The sequence below is a fragment of the Winogradskyella sp. genome (genome assembly GCF_965228925.1).
In the GTDB taxonomy this organism is placed as follows: domain Bacteria; phylum Bacteroidota; class Bacteroidia; order Flavobacteriales; family Flavobacteriaceae; genus Winogradskyella.
This window is the reverse complement of sequence record NZ_OZ245845.1, coordinates 3,691,273-3,709,610: the sequence shown is the minus strand read 5'-3', so window position 1 is coordinate 3,709,610 and position 18,338 is coordinate 3,691,273. Positions and strand designations below refer to the sequence as shown.

Annotated in this window: 14 protein-coding genes; 13 read left to right on the top strand and 1 reads right to left on the bottom strand. The window is 40.1% G+C overall.

The features are described from left to right. The first annotated feature begins 157 nt into the window (after positions 1-157). The 11 genes from ACO052_RS15330 to acs all read left to right on the top strand — a co-directional run bounded on the left by ACO052_RS15330 (position 158) and on the right by acs (position 13,080). Complete coding sequence (locus ACO052_RS15330) at positions 158-1,534, top strand: alanine/glycine:cation symporter family protein (protein ID WP_422104666.1); 1,377 nt, start codon at positions 158-160, stop codon at positions 1,532-1,534. A 106-nt stretch (positions 1,535-1,640) separates the two neighbouring features. Next, entirely contained in the window at positions 1,641-2,060 is a 420-nt protein-coding gene (locus ACO052_RS15325) for a transposase-like zinc-binding domain-containing protein (protein ID WP_422104665.1), read from the top strand. A 184-nt stretch (positions 2,061-2,244) separates the two neighbouring features. Next, complete coding sequence (locus ACO052_RS15320) at positions 2,245-3,498, top strand: hypothetical protein (protein WP_422104664.1); 1,254 nt, start codon at positions 2,245-2,247, stop codon at positions 3,496-3,498. Positions 3,499-3,510: 12 nt separating this feature from the next. After that, complete coding sequence (locus ACO052_RS15315) at positions 3,511-3,771, top strand: DUF4212 domain-containing protein (RefSeq protein ID WP_422104663.1); 261 nt, start codon at positions 3,511-3,513, stop codon at positions 3,769-3,771. Positions 3,772-3,802: 31 nt separating this feature from the next. Then, complete coding sequence (locus ACO052_RS15310; protein ID WP_422104662.1) at positions 3,803-5,575, top strand: sodium:solute symporter family protein; 1,773 nt, start codon at positions 3,803-3,805, stop codon at positions 5,573-5,575. A gap of 138 nt (positions 5,576-5,713) precedes the next feature. Beyond that, on the top strand, positions 5,714-5,908 hold the full coding sequence (locus ACO052_RS15305) for a hypothetical protein (protein WP_422104661.1): 195 nt from the start codon (positions 5,714-5,716) through the stop codon (positions 5,906-5,908). Beyond that, on the top strand, positions 5,901-8,591 hold the full coding sequence (locus ACO052_RS15300) for an ATP-binding protein (protein WP_422104660.1): 2,691 nt from the start codon (positions 5,901-5,903) through the stop codon (positions 8,589-8,591). Before ACO052_RS15305 ends, ACO052_RS15300 begins: the two co-directional genes overlap by 8 nt. Before the next feature lie 20 nt (positions 8,592-8,611). Next, positions 8,612-8,977: a response regulator transcription factor gene (locus ACO052_RS15295; RefSeq protein ID WP_422104659.1), complete on the top strand. Its 366-nt coding sequence runs from the start codon at positions 8,612-8,614 to the stop codon at positions 8,975-8,977. Positions 8,978-9,042: 65 nt separating this feature from the next. Further along, positions 9,043-9,270 (top strand): hypothetical protein, encoded by a 228-nt coding sequence (locus ACO052_RS15290; protein WP_422104658.1) that lies wholly within the window; start codon positions 9,043-9,045, stop codon positions 9,268-9,270. Then, positions 9,267-11,180: an acetate--CoA ligase gene (locus ACO052_RS15285; RefSeq protein WP_422104657.1), complete on the top strand. Its 1,914-nt coding sequence runs from the start codon at positions 9,267-9,269 to the stop codon at positions 11,178-11,180. The genes ACO052_RS15290 and ACO052_RS15285 overlap by 4 nt, the downstream gene beginning before the upstream one ends. Further along, the gene (acs, locus tag ACO052_RS15280; RefSeq protein WP_422104656.1) at positions 11,173-13,080 is read left to right on the top strand and encodes an acetate--CoA ligase; all 1,908 of its coding nucleotides are present in this window, start codon (positions 11,173-11,175) and stop codon (positions 13,078-13,080) included. Before ACO052_RS15285 ends, acs begins: the two co-directional genes overlap by 8 nt. A gap of 71 nt (positions 13,081-13,151) precedes the next feature. On the opposite strand, the gene ACO052_RS15275 is transcribed toward acs, so the two are convergent. Beyond that, positions 13,152-14,630 carry a helix-turn-helix domain-containing protein gene (locus tag ACO052_RS15275; protein ID WP_422104655.1) on the bottom strand — a complete coding sequence of 493 codons (1,479 nt, stop codon included), beginning with the start codon at positions 14,628-14,630 and terminating at the stop codon, positions 13,152-13,154. Between the two features lie 120 nt (positions 14,631-14,750). Here ACO052_RS15275 and aceB point away from each other — a divergent pair, with 120 nt between their 5' ends. Both aceB and ACO052_RS15265 read left to right on the top strand, forming a co-directional pair. Then, positions 14,751-16,349 carry a malate synthase A gene (gene aceB / locus ACO052_RS15270; RefSeq protein ID WP_422104654.1) on the top strand — a complete coding sequence of 533 codons (1,599 nt, stop codon included), beginning with the start codon at positions 14,751-14,753 and terminating at the stop codon, positions 16,347-16,349. 190 nt (positions 16,350-16,539) lie between these two features. Beyond that, positions 16,540-18,174, top strand: a complete 1,635-nt coding sequence (locus tag ACO052_RS15265) for an isocitrate lyase (RefSeq protein ID WP_422104653.1) — start codon at positions 16,540-16,542, stop codon at positions 18,172-18,174. Positions 18,175-18,338 lie beyond the last annotated feature (164 nt).

Below are 18,338 nucleotides of genomic sequence, written 5' to 3'. Positions count from 1 at the left end.
ATAAATGATTTTCTCCTTGGTAGAAGTTTGATGTTGTTATAAGATGGCCTGAGCAAAACGCTTTTAAGCTTTTATATAGGAAAGCGAAGTTAGTTTTTTAATTTTTGAAAATCAATTCATTATTAACACTGCCAAGGATTCATTACTTTTAAGCCTCATGAAAACACTAGAGGATTTAACAGCGGCCTTTTCATCCTTGGCTTGGGGCTTACCCTTATTGATTTTATTAATAGGCGGTGGTTTGTATTTGATGATTCGCTCCCAATTTTTACCCTTTCGTTATCTAGGACATGCCATTAGTATTCTCAGAGGAAAATATGATGATCCAAATGATCCGGGACAGATTTCACATTTTAAGGCTTTAAGTACAGCCTTGTCGTCTACCATAGGCATGGGAAATATTGCCGGTGTGGCTTTGGCCATTGCGGTAGGAGGACCGGGTGCCATGTTTTGGATGTGGGTCAGTGCCATTGTAGGTATGAGTACCAAGTTTTTCACCTCGACCTTGGCCATATTGTATAGGGGTAAGGACAGCAAAGGGGAATTGCAAGGTGGCCCCATGTACTTTATCAGGGAAGGTTTGGGTAAGCACTGGAAGTTTTTGGCCGTTTTATTTAGTGTTTTTGGGATGTTGGGCGCCCTTCCGGTAGTGAATGTCAACCAATTGACACAAGCTATCAATGATATTATCTTAATTCCCAATGGTGTGGAAGTGACCTTTAATACCAACCTTACCATTGCTATAGTCTTAGTCATCCTAACGAGTATAGTCATACTTGGTGGGATTCAGCGCATTAGCATTTGGGCCTCTAAAATGGTACCTTCTATGGTGGTATTGTATTTTGTGTTGGTACTTCTTATTCTCGCAATTAACTATACGGAAGTACCTAAATATTTGGCGTTGATTGTCACGGATGCTTTTGCAGCGAATTACTTTCCGGCTGACCAACCCTTTTTAGGTGGGGTCTTGGGCGCATTGATTCTGCATGGTATCAAACGCGGTGCCTTTTCTAACGAAGCCGGTTTGGGAACGGCACCAATGGCACATGGCGCCGCAAAAACCGACGAGCCCGTTCGGGAAGGATTAGTGGCCATGTTAGGTCCCGTGATTGACACCTTGATTGTCTGTACCCTAACAGCCTTGGCCATTTTGGTCACCGGTGTTTGGCAAAGCACATCAGATAATGGGGTGAGTCTAACGGCTGCAGCGTTTAAGGATGCATTGCCCTACGGACAGTATCTTTTGATGGTCTGTGTGTTCTTTTTCAGTGTCTCTTCATTGTTTAGTTATGCCTATTACGGTAAAAAATGTATGTCCTTTTTAATAGGTGCCGATAAAAAGCATTACTACAATTATTTTTATATCATCAGCATCGTCTTAGCGGCTACAACGCCTTTTGAAGCTATGATCAACTTCATTGACGGTGTATTTGCCTTTATGGCGATACCGACTATGCTTGCTACCATACTATTAGCGCCAAAGGTTATTGTCGAAACAAAGCGCTATATCAACAAGCTAAAAAAGCAGGATTAACCCTAACTTTTGTTTAAGGACTTTAATTGGGATTGTAACAAAATCTAAGCATTTGTATATATCTTGCTAAATTAATATATTTATGCTAAATTAATATATACATATTATGAAAACTAATCTTTGTCCAAATTGTGGTTCCGATCATTATGTAAAGAGTGGTATCGTTAACAACAGACAACGCTATAAGTGTAAGGCTTGTAATTACTATTTTACGGTGAACAAATTAGGGAAGAAGATTGATGACTATTATGTAAATAAGGCGCTACAGCTCTACTTGGAAGGATTGACCTACCGTGAAATTGAACGTATCTTAGGGATTTCCCATGTCAGTGTCATGAATTGGGTAAAAAAGTTCAATATCAAGCGCCCTTACAACTCCAAATACCATCCTACCTATAAAATATTGAATGCCGAGGAGCTCTCGCGGTTTTTTTCCAATTCCGAAAATCTTTCCGGGGCAGGTACCCTAGTCACAGAACTTGGGGATAAATTTATGCTCATCAAATGGGAACGCTTTAGGGACTAACCATATCTAATGGTCCTTAGGTAAATTTTGTTTAAGTCAAATTAAGACTAATTTTATCCATGTTTTAGTCAAAATCTATATGTAATTACCAAAAAACTATATTAACTTTTTTTTTAGGATTTGTTTTTATGAGCTTAGTAGTGCACACAAAACCAATGTATAACTAACTAAATCACTACAATTTATGAAAAAAACAAGTTTGATTTTGTTTCTACTGGCACTGTTTTTTATACCATTTGCGGGTTGGGGACAACAAGAAGATTCCGAACCGGATCATACTTACAAACCATTACAGGTAAAATTAAATGATGATGGTAGTAAGTACATCCGGTTTATCTTGTGGCACCAAATGTGGCTTCAAGCTGGATCAGAACAAAAGGGACCAAAGTTCTCTATCAGAAGGTCAAGGGTCTTGGCCTATGCCCAGATTTCACCACGATTTTTAATTCTAACGCATTTTGGTTTGAATAGTTTGGGAGCTGGGAATCTCACGGCAAATCCCAATTCACAATCTAATAATCAACGCAGTTTACTGTTTTTACACGATGCTTGGGCTGAATTTGCCGTAGAGCCTGGAAAATTACATATCGGATCAGGTTTGCATTATTGGAATGGTATTTCAAGATTGACCAATCAAAGTACACTTAACATGATGACCTTAGATAATCCGGGCGGTCAAGGCGGTGTTTCGGTCTCCGACGCGAGACTGTTCCCTTGGTCCAATATTACGACCAGCGACCAATTCGCACGTCATTTAGGGATTTATGCCAAAGGTTCACTGGGAAAATTTGGATATCGCGTTTCCGCAAATAATGCCAGAAATAATATTGGTGAATTAGGTCCTACACCGACATTTCAAGTAGATAATAGTGTAGGCATAGGAACATGGAACTATGCAGGCTATTTTAAGTACGACCTGTTTGATAAGGAATCTGATAAGCTGCCTTATTTCGTAGGTACCTACTTGGGGAAAAAGAAAGTACTGAGCATTGGGGCTGGTTTCCACTACCACCCAGATGCCTTAGCGGTTAATGACCTCGAGAATAGAGAGGATGTTTTCCATGCCGCTTTTGATGTTTTTTATGACGCGCCCTTAAATGATAAGTTGGCCATAAGTGCTTTAGGTGCTTATTACAACTATAATTATGGTGATACCGCAGGTGCTCCAGGTGGCTCCTTGGTTCCTTCTTCTGGTTCTATTGTTCATGGCCAAGTGGGCCTTTTATTTCGAAATGCTAAGCTGATGCCTTATGTGAAATACAATACACAATCTCTGGATTTTACGCCAGATAATGGCAACGAATTTGGTGTAGGCTTAAACTATTTTATCAACGGTCATTTCGCCAAGATTACTGCAGAATTTTTGACAGGTAAAAGTGGCGCTATGGGCGCAGAAAATAGAAACGTCTTCGCCATTCAAACACATATATTCTTATAAACTAATAGCATTATGTCAGATAAACAAAAACACGCAACAGCATATTGGAAGGAGAACGTAAAATACCTTTCCATACTATTGGCCATTTGGTTCGTTGTATCCTATGGTTGTGGCATCCTCTTTAAAGATGCCTTAAATGAAATTAGACTTGGTGGGTTTAAACTAGGCTTCTGGTTTGCACAGCAAGGATCCATCTACGTATTCGTCATCTTAATATTCGTTTACGTCCGCCTTATGAATAAACTAGATAAAAAATACGGTTACGACGAGTAGTCTTAACTAATAACCAAAAAATTAAAATATTATGAGTGTACAAACTTGGACATGGATATTAGTTGGGATCACATTCGCACTATATTTCGGAATTGCAATTTGGGCCAGAGCAGGCTCGACAAAAGATTTTTACGTTGCTGGTGGAGGTGTTTCCCCATTGGCAAATGGTATGGCTACAGCGGCCGATTGGATGAGTGCGGCATCCTTTATTTCGATGGCGGGAATCATTTCCTTTGCTGGCTACGATGGCTCGGTTTATCTTATGGGCTGGACCGGCGGCTATGTATTATTAGCTTTGTTATTAGCGCCTTATCTGAGGAAATTCGGAAAGTTTACCGTTCCCGATTTTATTGGGGATCGCTACTATTCCAACACCGCAAGGACGGTTGCTGTCATTTGTGCATTGTTAGTGTCATTTACTTATGTAGCCGGACAAATGCGTGGTGTTGGAATCGTCTTCTCACAATTTTTACAAGTTGAAATCGAATGGGGTGTAGTTATAGGTATGATCATTGTTCTGGTCTTTGCATTTCTCGGTGGAATGAAAGGTATTACCTATACCCAGGTGGCGCAATACTGTGTATTGATCTTCGCATTTATGGTGCCTGCATTTTTTATATCGTATCAGATGACAGGAAATCCAATTCCTCAAATAGGTATGGGAGGGAAAGTTGAAGGAGGACAATTCCTTCTGGAAAAATTGGATGCACTGCATACCCAATTGGGATTCAATGAATACACCGATGGTAGTAAATCCACTTGGGATGTCTTTGCCATTACTTTGGCCTTGATGGTGGGTACGGCCGGATTACCGCATGTTATTGTCCGTTTCTTTACGGTACCCAAGGTGAAGGATGCCCGTAAGTCAGCAGGTTTGGCTTTATTGTTCATTGCGATTCTTTATACAACGGCTCCAGCTATTGCTGTCTTTGCTAGAACTAACTTAATTGAAACAGTTACTGATAAGTCATATGCAGAAATCCCTGAATGGTTTAAAAATTGGGAAGATACGGGCTTATTAGCCTGGACGGATAAAAATGGTGATGGTAAAATCCAGTATGTTGCTGGTGCAGCTACAGATGGAAAACCTAAATTCATTGATGAAAGAGGAACTTATGGGGAGCGTATGATTTCTAACGCTAATGATTCTTCAAATGAACTTTATGTAGACCGTGATATCATGGTATTGGCTAATCCTGAGATTGCTAACCTACCCAACTGGGTGGTGGCTTTAGTTGCTGCCGGTGGATTGGCTGCAGCATTATCAACCGCTGCAGGATTGTTGCTGGTCATTTCAACATCAATTTCGCACGATTTAGTGAAAAAGCAATTCAAACCTAATCTATCGGATAAGGGTGAATTAGCTTGGGCACGTGGTTCGATTATTTTTGCTGTAGTAATTGCTGGACTTGCTGGAATCAAACCACCTGGATTTGTCGCTGCAGTGGTTGCATTGGCCTTCGGTCTAGCGGCTGCTTCATTCTTCCCGGCTATTATTCTCGGAATTTTTGATAAGCGAATGAATAAACAAGGGGCGATTGCAGGTATGATCGTCGGAATTACATTGATGTTGTTCTACATGATAGTTTATAAAACAGGTCTAATAGGAACATTTGACGCAAGACCTAAGGAAGAATGGTGGTTTGGAACCTCGCCTGAAGGCTTCGGAACCATCGCTATGCTTGTAAATGTTGTTGTTTCGGTAGTTGTGTCGCGTATGACTGCACCACCACCACAACATGTTCAGGACATAGTCGAAAACATTAGGATACCCTCTGGTGCTGGCGAAGCACATAGTCACTAGTTGACAAGTTTTATTAGTTAGTAAAAACAGTGTTGTTGATAACAACACTGTTTTTTACGTTAGTTCTAAACTTGCTTTTGAATCTCAGGATGTATTTAAATATCTTTTATTAAATTCAAAATCTAAAATCGCCATACGTTGAAAAAAAGACACGAGCAAAAATTAGTGATATTGGCAATTACAGCATTCATTATTTTAAATGTGCCTTTTCTATTGGTGTTTAATAATGGTGGACATGTCTTTGGAATTCCCACCTTTTATGTTTCTATTTTTAGTATCTGGCTCGTTGTCATTGTGGTCTCTTACTTAGTATTAAAGCGTCATTATGAGTAATTACGTTTTATTTACAATTATTATTTTCTATTTATTGGCTTTGTTTCTCATAGCCTTTATCGCCGAAAAAAATTCTAAAAGTAAATGGGTCAATAATGCTATAGTTTATACCCTGTCTTTAGCGGTATATTGTACGGCTTGGACCTATTACGGGAGTATCGGTATTGCGGCCAATTCGGGTGTCAATTTTTTACCTATATATCTGGGGCCCGTGATTGCAGCTCCGCTATGGATTATCCTACTCAGAAAAATTATAAGAATTTCAAAGCAGCATAAGATCAGTTCAATCGCCGATTTTATTTCCTTGCGTTATGGCAACCATCGATTTTTAGGGGCGCTCGTAACGATTGTATGTCTTCTGGCCATCGTGCCGTATATTTCCCTTCAGCTAAAAGCTGTTTCCGAAACGTTCCAGATTCTTTCAGACGATACGAGCTATGTGTCCACCTCGGTATATGATGATTCAACATTTTATATTGCCTTACTATTGGCAGTATTCGCCACCTTTTTTGGTACCCAAACCACTGATGCCTCCGAGAAACATAAAGGCATTGTCATGTCCGTGGCTTTTGAGTCTATTATTAAACTCGCATTCTTCCTATTCGTTGGGATTTATGTGACCTATGTCTTATTTGATGGAACCGAAGATATCTACACCAGAATGTCAAAAGCAGAAAATTTCGAAGCATTGACAAGTATAAATGGTTTTGAAAATGGTTTCAATTGGTTGTATACGATTATGTTATCCTTTATGGCTATATTTTTATTGCCACGCCAGTTTCAGGTCGCAGTGGTAGAAAATGTTAGGGAAAAGCACCTTAAAGGTGCCATTTGGATGTTTCCATTATACCTCTTACTCTTCAATCTTTTCGTGATCTTTATTGCTTGGGCTGGTAATCTAACCATAGGCAACGCCGATCAGGCGGAGTATTATGCCTTACTATTACCCCTCCAAAATGGGAATACGGTCTTATCGGTTTTGGTTTTTTTAGGTGGATTTTCCGCTGTAATCTCCATGGTGGTTGTAGCGACTTTGGCCTTATCGACTATGGTCAGTAATAACCTGGTGATTCCTTATGGGTTTTTGGATTATTTTGTAAAGAGTCATCCAGAGCGCAATGCACGCTATATAAAGAACATAAGACGCATTTCTATTTTTTCAATTATCATCGTCGCTTATGCCTTTTATGTCAATTTTTCGTTTGAACTGTCTTTGTATTCCATAGGATTAATGGCCTTTGTCATTATTGCGCAATTGGCGCCATCATTTTTTATCGGATTGTTTTGGAACAGAGGCTCGTCTAAAGCGACCATCATTGGTATTATTGCTGGGCTTACCGTAGTTTTTTACACCTTGATTTTACCTTTTGGCATTCAAGCCTTGACCGGATCTGATGATCTCGTTCAGCATGGCCTTAAAGGTATTGAAGCCTTAAAACCACACGCCTTATTTGGTATCGATTTTTTAAGTCCACCGGCACATGCGTTTTTTTGGAGTATGCTGGTTAATTTATTTTGCTATGTGACATTTTCGGTTTTGACCAAAGGTAACTATCGTGAACGCAACTATGCGGAAATGTATGTGGACAGCAGAAACTATACGGACTTGCAGGATGGCGCATTGGTTTGGAAAGGGGAAGCTTATGTCGCCGAAATAAAAAAGGTACTCATTAAGTTTCTGGGCGAACCCCGAACGGAACGTGCCCTGAACTTATTTTTTAGAAAATATGATTTACCCTTAGATACCCAAATGGCAGATGCGCGGTTGATTAATTTTTCTGAAAAATTGTTGACTGGAAGTATTGGTAGTGCTTCAGCAAAAATATTGATATCTAGCGTCGTGAAAGAGGATGAGGTAAGTTTGGTTGAAGTTTTAAAGATCCTTGAAGAGTCTAAGGAAACCATAGCGCGGAATAAACTACTACGCGAAAAGTCGAACGAGTTAACGAAACTCACCAATCAATTAAAAGAAGCCAACGAAGAACTTTTAGAAAAGGATAAACAAAAAGATGAATTTTTGGATACGGTGGCCCATGAATTAAAAACACCCATAACAGGTATAAGAGCAACCACGGAATTATTGATGGATGATGAAGACGATATGCCTTCAGAAATTAAGGCCCAATTTCTGAAGAATATGCTACAAGACAGTGACCGATTGTCTCGCTTAATTCATAACATTTTGGATTTTGAAAAACTATCCAAAGGGCGAACACAACTCAATATTCAGAAACATAATATTAGACATACCATTCAAAAGACAATGGATAGCCTTTATCACATCGCTGATAAAAAGCGGGTGAAGCTCATTCACTCTAATATGAGTGCTATTCATGCCGAGTATGACGAGGATCGTATTGTACAGGTCTTAACCAATCTTATATCGAACGCCATTAAGTTTTGTGATGCCAAAAAAGGTAAAGTTGTAGTCGATTATAAATATGATAAAGGCTTTTTGGAAGTCACGATTAAAGACAATGGCAAGGGCATTCCAGATCAGGATATGCCTTATATTTTCGATAAATTTTACCAATCAAAAAACCAAAATATTCAAAAACCTGAAGGTAGCGGACTAGGTCTGGCCATCTGCAAACAAATTGTAGATAACCACAATGGAAATATTTGGGCAAAAAATAATCAAAAAAGTGGCGTAACCTTTGGTTTTAAGCTACCTTTTAAGTAAATTGTAAGATAATTAAAATCATGAAAAAGATAGTCATCGTAGACGATGAACCCAACATAGTGATGACATTGGAATACACCTTCAAAAAGCATGATTTTGAAGTGTTTATTGCCAGGGATGGGAGTGAGGCATTGGAGATTTTAGAACGCGTGATTCCCGATGTAATTATGTTGGATATAATGATGCCTAAAGTTGATGGATATCAAACACTTAAGGCAATTAAAGATAATAATCAGTTAAAGCACACCAAAGTGGTGTTTTTAACAGCAAAAAATAAAGCTTCCGATATTGAAAAAGGCTTAAAACTAGGAGCTGATAAATATTTGACAAAGCCGTTTTCAGTAAAAAAAATAGTTTCAGAAATCAATGAGCTCATAGCCTCATAGTTTCTACTTTAATGAATGTTGGTTTTGTGTGCAAACAAACCTATGTTTAATTAAAGTAAAATAAAATGAAACGACTTCGAATTAGTGCTTTAGCGTCTGATATTATTATCAGTTTTTACGTTATAGTGACGTTATATCTCCGTTTTAAATTAGAAAGTGAAACTGCCACAGGGCCTTTTGAGTCCTTGATTATGGGCATTTGCTTTGTGGTTATTATTTGGGCTTTGATAAAGCTCAAAGTGTTGAATCCTAATTGGTTTGGGTTATTTAATTCTAAAAGAAGTAAGTCATGACCTATCAAGATATTTACAACAAGAGCATTACACAACCTTCCGAATTCTGGAAAGCACAGGCTGAACAATTGGCTTGGTATCGCAAACCGAGTGAGATTCTCGGAACCGATGATTACGACTATCCGCAATGGTTTAAGGATGGCACATTAAATGTGAGTTACCTCTGCATTGACAAGCATATTGAAGACGGCTTTGGTCAACAGAATGCGATTATATACGATTCGCCGGTAACTAATACTAAAACCGCGATAAGCTTCAATCAGTTGCATGAAGAAGTGGCCAAATTAGCAGGCGGTTTAGAAACACTGGGTTTGCAAAAAGGAGATACCTGTGTCATTTATATGCCTATGATTCCTCAAGCCTTGTATGCCATGCTGGCCTGTGCGCGATTAGGGGTTATTCATTCGGTAGTTTTTGGTGGATTTGCACCCCATGAACTGGCCATAAGAATAGATGATTGCCAACCAAAAGCCATCATCACAGCCTCTAACGGGATTGAGATAGAGCGCATTATTCCCTATAAGCCATTTGTAGATGAGGCCATTGCGCTTGCCGAGCACAAACCAGAGCATGTTGTTGTTTTTGATAGAAGATTGGGAGTAGATATTCCTTACAAATCCTATGATATCGACTATGAAGAATTGGTGTCCAAATCCGTGGCTATCGAACCCGTAGCGGTCGCCTCCAATCATCCGCTTTACATCTTGTACACCTCAGGAACCACAGGAAAACCTAAAGGTATCATTAGGGATTCAGGTGGGTATGCCACGGCACTTAAGTTCTCCATGAAACATGTGTACGGAGTAGAAGAAGGCGATGTATATTGGGCAGCCAGTGATGTGGGTTGGGTAGTTGGTCACAGTTATATCGTCTATGGGCCTTTGTTGAATAGAAACACCACGGTTTTATTTGAAGGCAAACCCATTAAGACACCTGATGCCTCGACCTTTTGGCGCGTTATTAGTGAGCACAACGTTAAGGTCATGTTCACGGCACCAACTGCTATAAGAGCCATTAAGAAAGAAGATCCTGATGGTACGTACATAAAAAAATACGATCTCAGTGGCTTGAAATATCAATTTTTAGCCGGTGAGCGCTGCGATGTGGCCACCTTACGTTGGACAGAGCAACAGCTCAATATTCCGGTGATTGATCACTGGTGGCAGACCGAGAGTGGTTGGCCTATGTTGGCGAACATGGTCGGTGTAGAGCTTATGGAGGTAAAGCCCGGCTCAGCATCGCTTCCTGTTTGTGGCTATGACATTCAGATTTTAAACGAAGAGGGTAAGGAAACCGCCTCAAGCGTCGAAGGTTATGTGGCCGTAAAGCTGCCTTTACCTCCGGGAACTTTATTAAACCTTTGGGGGAACCCAGAGCGTTTCAAATCGGGGTATCTCAATAAATTCCCAGGCTATTATTTTTCAGGTGATGGAGGCTATAAGGACGAAGATGGTTATGTCTTTATTACAGGTCGTGTCGATGATATTATCAATGTGGCCGGTCATCGCTTATCAACGGCCGAGATGGAAGAAATAGTCGCATCGCATAAAGCCGTTGCGGAGTGTGCTGTGTTTGGCGTACACTGTGATTTAAAAGGGCAGAAACCATTGGGCTTAGTGGTCCTGAAATCAGGTGAGGTACAAGAGGAAAACACGATTTCCAAAGAAATCATACAAGAGGTACGTCACGAGATAGGCGCGGTTGCCTCATTTAAGGATGTCTTTGTCGTCAAACGCTTGCCTAAGACACGATCCGGAAAAATTCTTCGTAAATTATTGAGGAATATTTCTGATGACTTAGAATATAATGTGCCATCAACTATTGATGATGTCACAATAATTTCAGAAATTGAATCCGTATATAAGAAAAATCAAATAGGAATACATAAAAACATAATCAACCATGAGTAATTATCATATAAAAAACTTTGAAGAGTACTTTCAGGTTTATAGAAAATCAACCTCTAACCCAGAATCCTTTTGGGAGGAAATTGCCGAAGAGCATTTTGAATGGCGCAAAAAATGGAACAAGGTCTTAAGTTGGGACTTTTCAAAACCAGAGATCAAATGGTTCGAAGGGGCTAAGCTCAATATTACCGAGAACTGCCTCGATCGACATTTGCATACTAGGGGGAGTAAAACGGCTATTTTATTCGAGCCCAATGACCCTAACGAACCAGCAGAACATATCACTTACAGGCAGTTGTACGATCGTGTTTGTAAATTCGCCAATGTATTGCATGATAAAGGCATCAAAAAGGGAGACCGTGTTTGTATTTACTTACCCATGATTCCAGAGTTAGCCGTTGCGGTACTCGCCTGTGCACGTATTGGGGCAATTCATTCGGTGGTGTTTGCAGGATTTTCTGCCACGGCCTTATCGACCAGAATTAACGATTGCGATGCAAAAATGGTCATCTGTTCCGATGGCTCATATCGTGGGGCCAAGACTATTGATTTAAAAGGTATTGTGGACGAAGCTCTAGAGGATTGTCCAGGTGTGGAATCCGTATTGGTGGCAAAGCGTATCAATTCGGATATCAGTATGAAAGAAGGACGCGATGAGTGGTTACAACCTTTATTGGAGGACGCCTATCGCGAATATACGGCCGAAGTCATGGATGCTGAAGATCCACTATTTATTTTATATACCTCGGGGTCTACAGGTATGCCAAAAGGCATGCTGCATACCACAGGAGGTTATATGGTATATACCGCTTATACCTTTAAAAACGTGTTCCAATATCGCGAAGAAGATGTCTATTGGTGTACGGCCGATATTGGTTGGATAACAGGTCATAGCTATATCGTTTATGGACCATTGTGTAATGGCGCAACTACAGTCATGTTTGAAGGAGTCCCAAGTTATCCGGATTTTGGGCGCTTTTGGGATATTGTAGAAAAGCATAAAGTCAATCAGTTCTACACCGCACCAACAGCGATTAGAGCCTTGGCCAAGCATGGTACAGAGCTTGTAGAGAAGTACGATTTATCCTCTCTAAAAGTTTTAGGTTCTGTAGGAGAACCCATTAATGAAGAAGCTTGGCATTGGTATAATGACAATATTGGTAAGAAGAAAAGCCCAATCGTGGATACTTGGTGGCAAACGGAAACAGGCGGTATTATGATTACACCAATTCCTTTTTCAACGCCAACAAAACCCACCTATGCCACCTTACCGTTTATAGGCATTCAGCCAGCTTTGATGGACGAAAATAACGAGGAAATAAAGGGCAATCAGGTCGATGGCCGATTGTGTATTAAATTCCCTTGGCCATCTATGGCACGTACCATTTGGGGCAATCACCAACGCTACAAAGACACCTATTTTTCGGCCTATGAAAACAAGTATTTTACAGGTGATGGCGCCCTACGGGATGAAGTAGGTTACTACAGAATTACGGGTCGTGTGGATGATGTGATTATCGTTTCTGGCCATAATTTAGGAACAGCACCCATTGAGGATGCCATTAATGAGCATAATGCGGTCGCTGAATCGGCTATTGTTGGATTCCCGCATGATGTTAAAGGAAATGCCTTGTATGGCTATATCACCTTGAAAGATACAGGGGAAACAAGGCAACAGGATAATGTGCGTAAGGAGATCAACCAATTAATCACTGATCGTATTGGTCCGATCGCCAAATTGGATAAGATTCAATTTACGTCCGGATTGCCAAAAACACGATCTGGTAAAATTATGCGACGAATTTTAAGAAAAATTGCTTCTAAAGATACGGGCAATCTTGGAGATACCAGTACTTTACTCAATCCTGAAGTCGTTCAGGAGATTATGGATAATGTGCTGTAAGGTTTAAGCTCCAATACTAAAATCCTAAATTCCAAAAAATGTGTGCATTTGGATTTAGGATTTTTTTATGCTTATTGGCTGTATTTCTGTCGAATGGTATTGACCACCTTCTCAGTATCGCTTTCCTTTTTCCGTTTTTCAAGAAAAATGGGATCCGCTTTTCGGACTTCGCAATTCACAATAGCACAACGTTCACAAGTCACACCGACGTGAACGGTTTTTAATCCTCTATGGTTTAGGAAATTGGCTTTACGTTGTAGAGGTGTGCTGACTTCAATACCAATAGACACACTTCTGTAACGGTTGTTCCTAAAAGGGTCTTTGGTCGCTGAGGCTAATACCAGATACTGTTTTTTCTCTGTGGCATAATCAGAGATTTGAATGTCGAATTCATGATCAGATTGCTTGTCACTAATGGCATTCAATACCTTGATGGACGCCCAACGTCTGCAATAATGTTCGTTGGTTTCACTAGCCCTAGGCGACTGATGCTTGGCTAAATGCAGTTCTTTGTTTAGCGAAAAATCATCAGTGCCTTGTTTGTGTGAAAATCTTAAAAAGAAAAGATTCTTGATTTTAAAATCCTTAGGGAGAATGTTGGTTAATCGTTGGTAAACACTCTCTGGGGAGGCGTTATACTTCGATAGTAAAGACTGAAATTCCTTGGTATTGAATCGTTTTTGGGCAAACAAATGTTTGAGGTGCTCCACCAAACTTTCCCTGGGAATAATTAAGGCGCCTGCGAAATAGGACGCATAGAAATTGTTCAAGACTTCATCAAAATTATCGAATTTGATCCATGAAAAGGTATAAAGCCGTTCCTCAATATTTAAAAAATTATAAGCCAATTCTTTAGCATAGATAAAGGCGCGTTGCGCATCATCTATACTTTTGGTAATCAGGAGTGTTTTCGTTTTGGGGACATAGATAGATCTGAGGTTGTCAAGCTCGCTATGCGCCTCCAATTCATCGTTATTGATATTGTAGCCATATTCTTCAACTAAAATATCTTCCAATTCTTGAGAGTTGATTTTTTTCGAAAGGTCTACCTGATAGGTCTTGGCAAATTTCAAAACGGCTTCCTCTAAGTCTTCAAAATAATTGCTATTGGCCTCTTGAAACGATCGTACAGAGGCCAAAAAGAAGTTTTCCCTGCTAAAGTTGTAATTCCTGGCAATTTCAATAATGGTACTGATAAAGGCTGTAACTTTTACGGGAGCATTAGAGATGATGTCAATAAGCGTACTTTCCTGAATGCCGAATAGCTCTAATGGAATTTCCTTCAACAATTTAGACTGTAAGATCTCGCCAATAGGGGCGAGGTTTTTATCCAATTTTAAAGATACCAAATCATCATAACCTACTTCTAAATGTTCGGATAAGGCGGCAATCTTATCAGGTTTCGGATATTTTTTTCCTTTTTCAATTTCGTTGAGATAGGATTTGGAAAGTCCCGAAAGTTTAGAAAGGCCAAAGAGCGAAAGCCCTCGTTCTGTGCGGATTTGCTTGAGTTTTAATCCGAATATAAGTTTGATGTAATCCTGTTCCATAAATACAAATATATAATTATTTGCGAACTTTAATTTTTAGCGAAAAATAAAATTTAGCGAACGTTCGCTTGTTTTTTTCAAAAACTTGTCGTAACATTGTCTCATCAAAATCAAATTAATATGGAATTTATTATCGCAACACCGGACCAAGTGACCTTCGCCAAAGAGGTTAATCAGTATTACCCCAATATCTTAACTGAGGATGCGCTTTTGTTTATTAGACAGTTACACAGAAAGTTTAATAAACAACGATTGGAGTTATTGGATAAGCGAAAAGGACAACAAGCTTATTTTGATAAGGGCCATTATCCCGAATTTCCAAAAGAAACACAAGCAATTAGGGAAGGTGAGTGGTCTGTAGATGTCATTCCAGAGGATTTAATGGACAGACGTGTAGAAATTACAGGTCCAGTCGATCGAAAAATGGTCATTAATGCTCTTAACTCTGGTGCAAAAACCTTTATGGCCGATTTTGAAGACAGTAATGCCCCGAGTTGGGCCAACACTATTAAAGGGCAGCAAAATCTATTGGATGCCAATAATAAAACCATTGCGTTGATTGATGAAAAACGCGGTAAACATTACAAATTGAACACGGAAACAGCTGTACTCTTGGTAAGACCAAGAGGCTTGCACCTCAATGAGCGCCATGTTTTGGTCGATGGCGAAGAAGTCTCTGGAAGCCTTTTTGATTTTGGATTGTATGTATTCCATAATACCAAAATATTGATGGAGAACGGCACAGCACCTTACTTTTATTTACCGAAGCTAGAGCATTACCTCGAAGCGCGTTGGTGGAATGCCGTATTCGAATACGCTCAGGCCTATCTCGGTGTGCCTCAGGGTACCTTCAAGGCGACTTTATTGATTGAAACCATCACGGCAAGTTTTCAGCTTAACGAGTTTATATACGAATTAAGAGATCATATTGTCGGCCTAAACTGTGGCCGCTGGGACTATATCTTCTCTTACATCAAGAAGTTTAGAAACCATGAGGGCTTTATGGTGTCTAATAGAGATCAGGTGACTATGACGACTCCGTTTATGGCCGCCTATTCTAACTTAGTAATCCAAGTCTGTCATAAACGTGGTATCCATGCCATGGGAGGTATGGCTGCACAAATCCCAATCAAGAATAATCCCAAAGCCAATGAAGAGGCCCTAGAAAAAGTACGTTTAGATAAAGAGCGCGAAGCCAAAAACGGGCATGATGGCACATGGGTAGCACATCCAGCATTAGTGGAAGTCGCCATGAAAGAATTCGACAAATACATGCCGACGCCCAATCAAATCTTTAGAAAGCGCGAAGATATTAAGGTGACCGAAGCGGATTTGGTAGCATTACCAAAAGGCAGTATTACTGAAGCGGGTATTAGAAAGAACATCAACGTCGGCATTCTATACATGGAAGCTTGGTTAAGAGGCTATGGCGCTGTAGCCCTGTACAATCTTATGGAAGACGCGGCGACTGCGGAAATCTCCAGAACGCAGGTATGGCAATGGTTAAAGAATGAAGCCGTCTTGGAAGATGGACGTGTTTTCAATCAAGAATTATTTGACGCGATCTTCGATGACGAGGTTGAAAAAATCATCCGGGAAGTCGGGGAAGCTCAAATTAAGGATACTAAGTTCTGTGATGCCATTACCTTGTTTAAGCGTTTAGTCATAGCAGATGAGTTTGAAGAGTTTCTAACGCTGTCGGCTTACAGACAATTATAGTAGATGTCACACTGAGCTTGTCGAAGTGCTCAGTAGAACTATCGAGAAGTGAATAGTTCTCGATACACTCACGCTAAGCGTGAGCACTCGAACTGACCACAATAATAAAACCAAAAAAATCCCGCTAATGCGGCAACATTACACGGGATTCATATTAAATCTAATTAATATCATTAATACATTCAAAATTATGAAAAATTTACCACAACCGAACTATGCCTCAGCTTTACAGACCGTAAAGGACCTCAAAGCAAAATTTGGAAACCCCTGGACGGCTATTAGTCCGCAAAATGCGGCACGAATGGCCACACAAAATCGCTTTAAAACCGGATTGGACATTGCCAAATATACGGCAACCCTTATGCGAAAAGATATGGCGGAATACGATGCAGATGCATCCAAGTATACCCAATCTTTAGGATGCTGGCACGGTTTTGTGGCACAGCAAAAAATGATTGCGGTAAAGAAGCATCATAAAACCACAAGCAAGCGCTATTTGTACTTATCAGGTTGGATGGTCGCCGCTCTGCGTTCAGAGTTTGGACCCTTACCAGATCAGTCCATGCACGAAAAAACAGCGGTGCCAGCATTAATTGCTGAAATCTATGAGTTTTTGCGTCAGGCCGATGCTATTGAGTTGAATGATTTATTTAGACGTCTAGAGCAAGGCGAAGATGTACAAGCTCAGATTGATAATTTTGAAACCCATGTTGTGCCGATTATTGCGGATATCGATGCAGGATTCGGAAATGAAGAGGCGACTTACCTCTTGGCCAAAAAGATGATTCAAGCAGGAGCCTGTGCCATCCAGATTGAGAATCAAGTGTCCGATGCTAAGCAATGTGGTCATCAGGATGGAAAGGTCACCGTACCACACGAAGATTTTATTGCGAAGCTCAATGCGGTGCGTTACGCCTTTTTAGAATTAGGTGTTGACGATGGGATTATCGTCGCACGTACCGATTCTGAAGGTGCTGGCTTGACTCAAAAACTACCGGTGAGTAAGGAGCCGGGCGATTTAGCGTCACAATACTTGGCCTTTATTGATGCCGAAAACATCACTATTGACGAAGCCAAAGAAGACGATGTCTTATTAAAGCGTGATGGTCAACTCATGCGTCCAAAGCGATTACCTAATGGGTTATACAAATTTAAAGAAGGCTCAAATATTGATCGTGTTGTACTCGATTGTATCACTAGCCTTCAAAATGGAGCGGATTTACTTTGGATTGAAACTCCAACACCAAACGTTAAGCAAATTGCCCATATGATGAACCGTGTTAAGGCCGTTATGCCTAATGCCAAATTGGTCTATAACAATTCGCCGTCTTTCAACTGGACCTTGAATTTCCGTAACCAAGTCTATGAAGAAATGGTATTGGAAGGTGAAAACATGACGGCTTATGATCGCAACAATTTAATGGCCATCGAATATGACAATACCGAGTTGAGCTATAGAGCTGATGAAAAAATCAGAACTTTCCAATTGGACGGTGCGCGTGAAGCGGGTATTTTCCACCACTTGATTACCTTACCGACCTATCATACGACAGCCTTACATATGAACGATCTTACCGAAGGCTACTTCGGGGCGGAAGGCATGTTAGCTTATGTAAGAGGCGTGCAGCGCCAAGAAATACGTAAAAATGTAGCCTGTGTGAAGCATCAACGTATGGCAGGCTCTGATTTAGGAGATGACCATAAGACTTTCTTTGCGGGCGATAAAGCCTTAAAAGCTGGAGGTGCTAAAAATACATCGAACCAGTTTGATACCGCACCTGAAACGAAAACAAAACCAAAGAAGACCTTAAGCGTGGTTGCTTAATGTGATTAAAGTAAAATTTCTAAATAATCTCTGTTTGTTTATTAATTTAGTTAGGGGAAAACACATCCAATTTGGGTGTGTTTTTTTGTAAAAACAGATCAGATTTATTCTAAAAACAATAGTAATAGTAATTTCGAAACTACAAATAGTTGTCACTCCGAGTG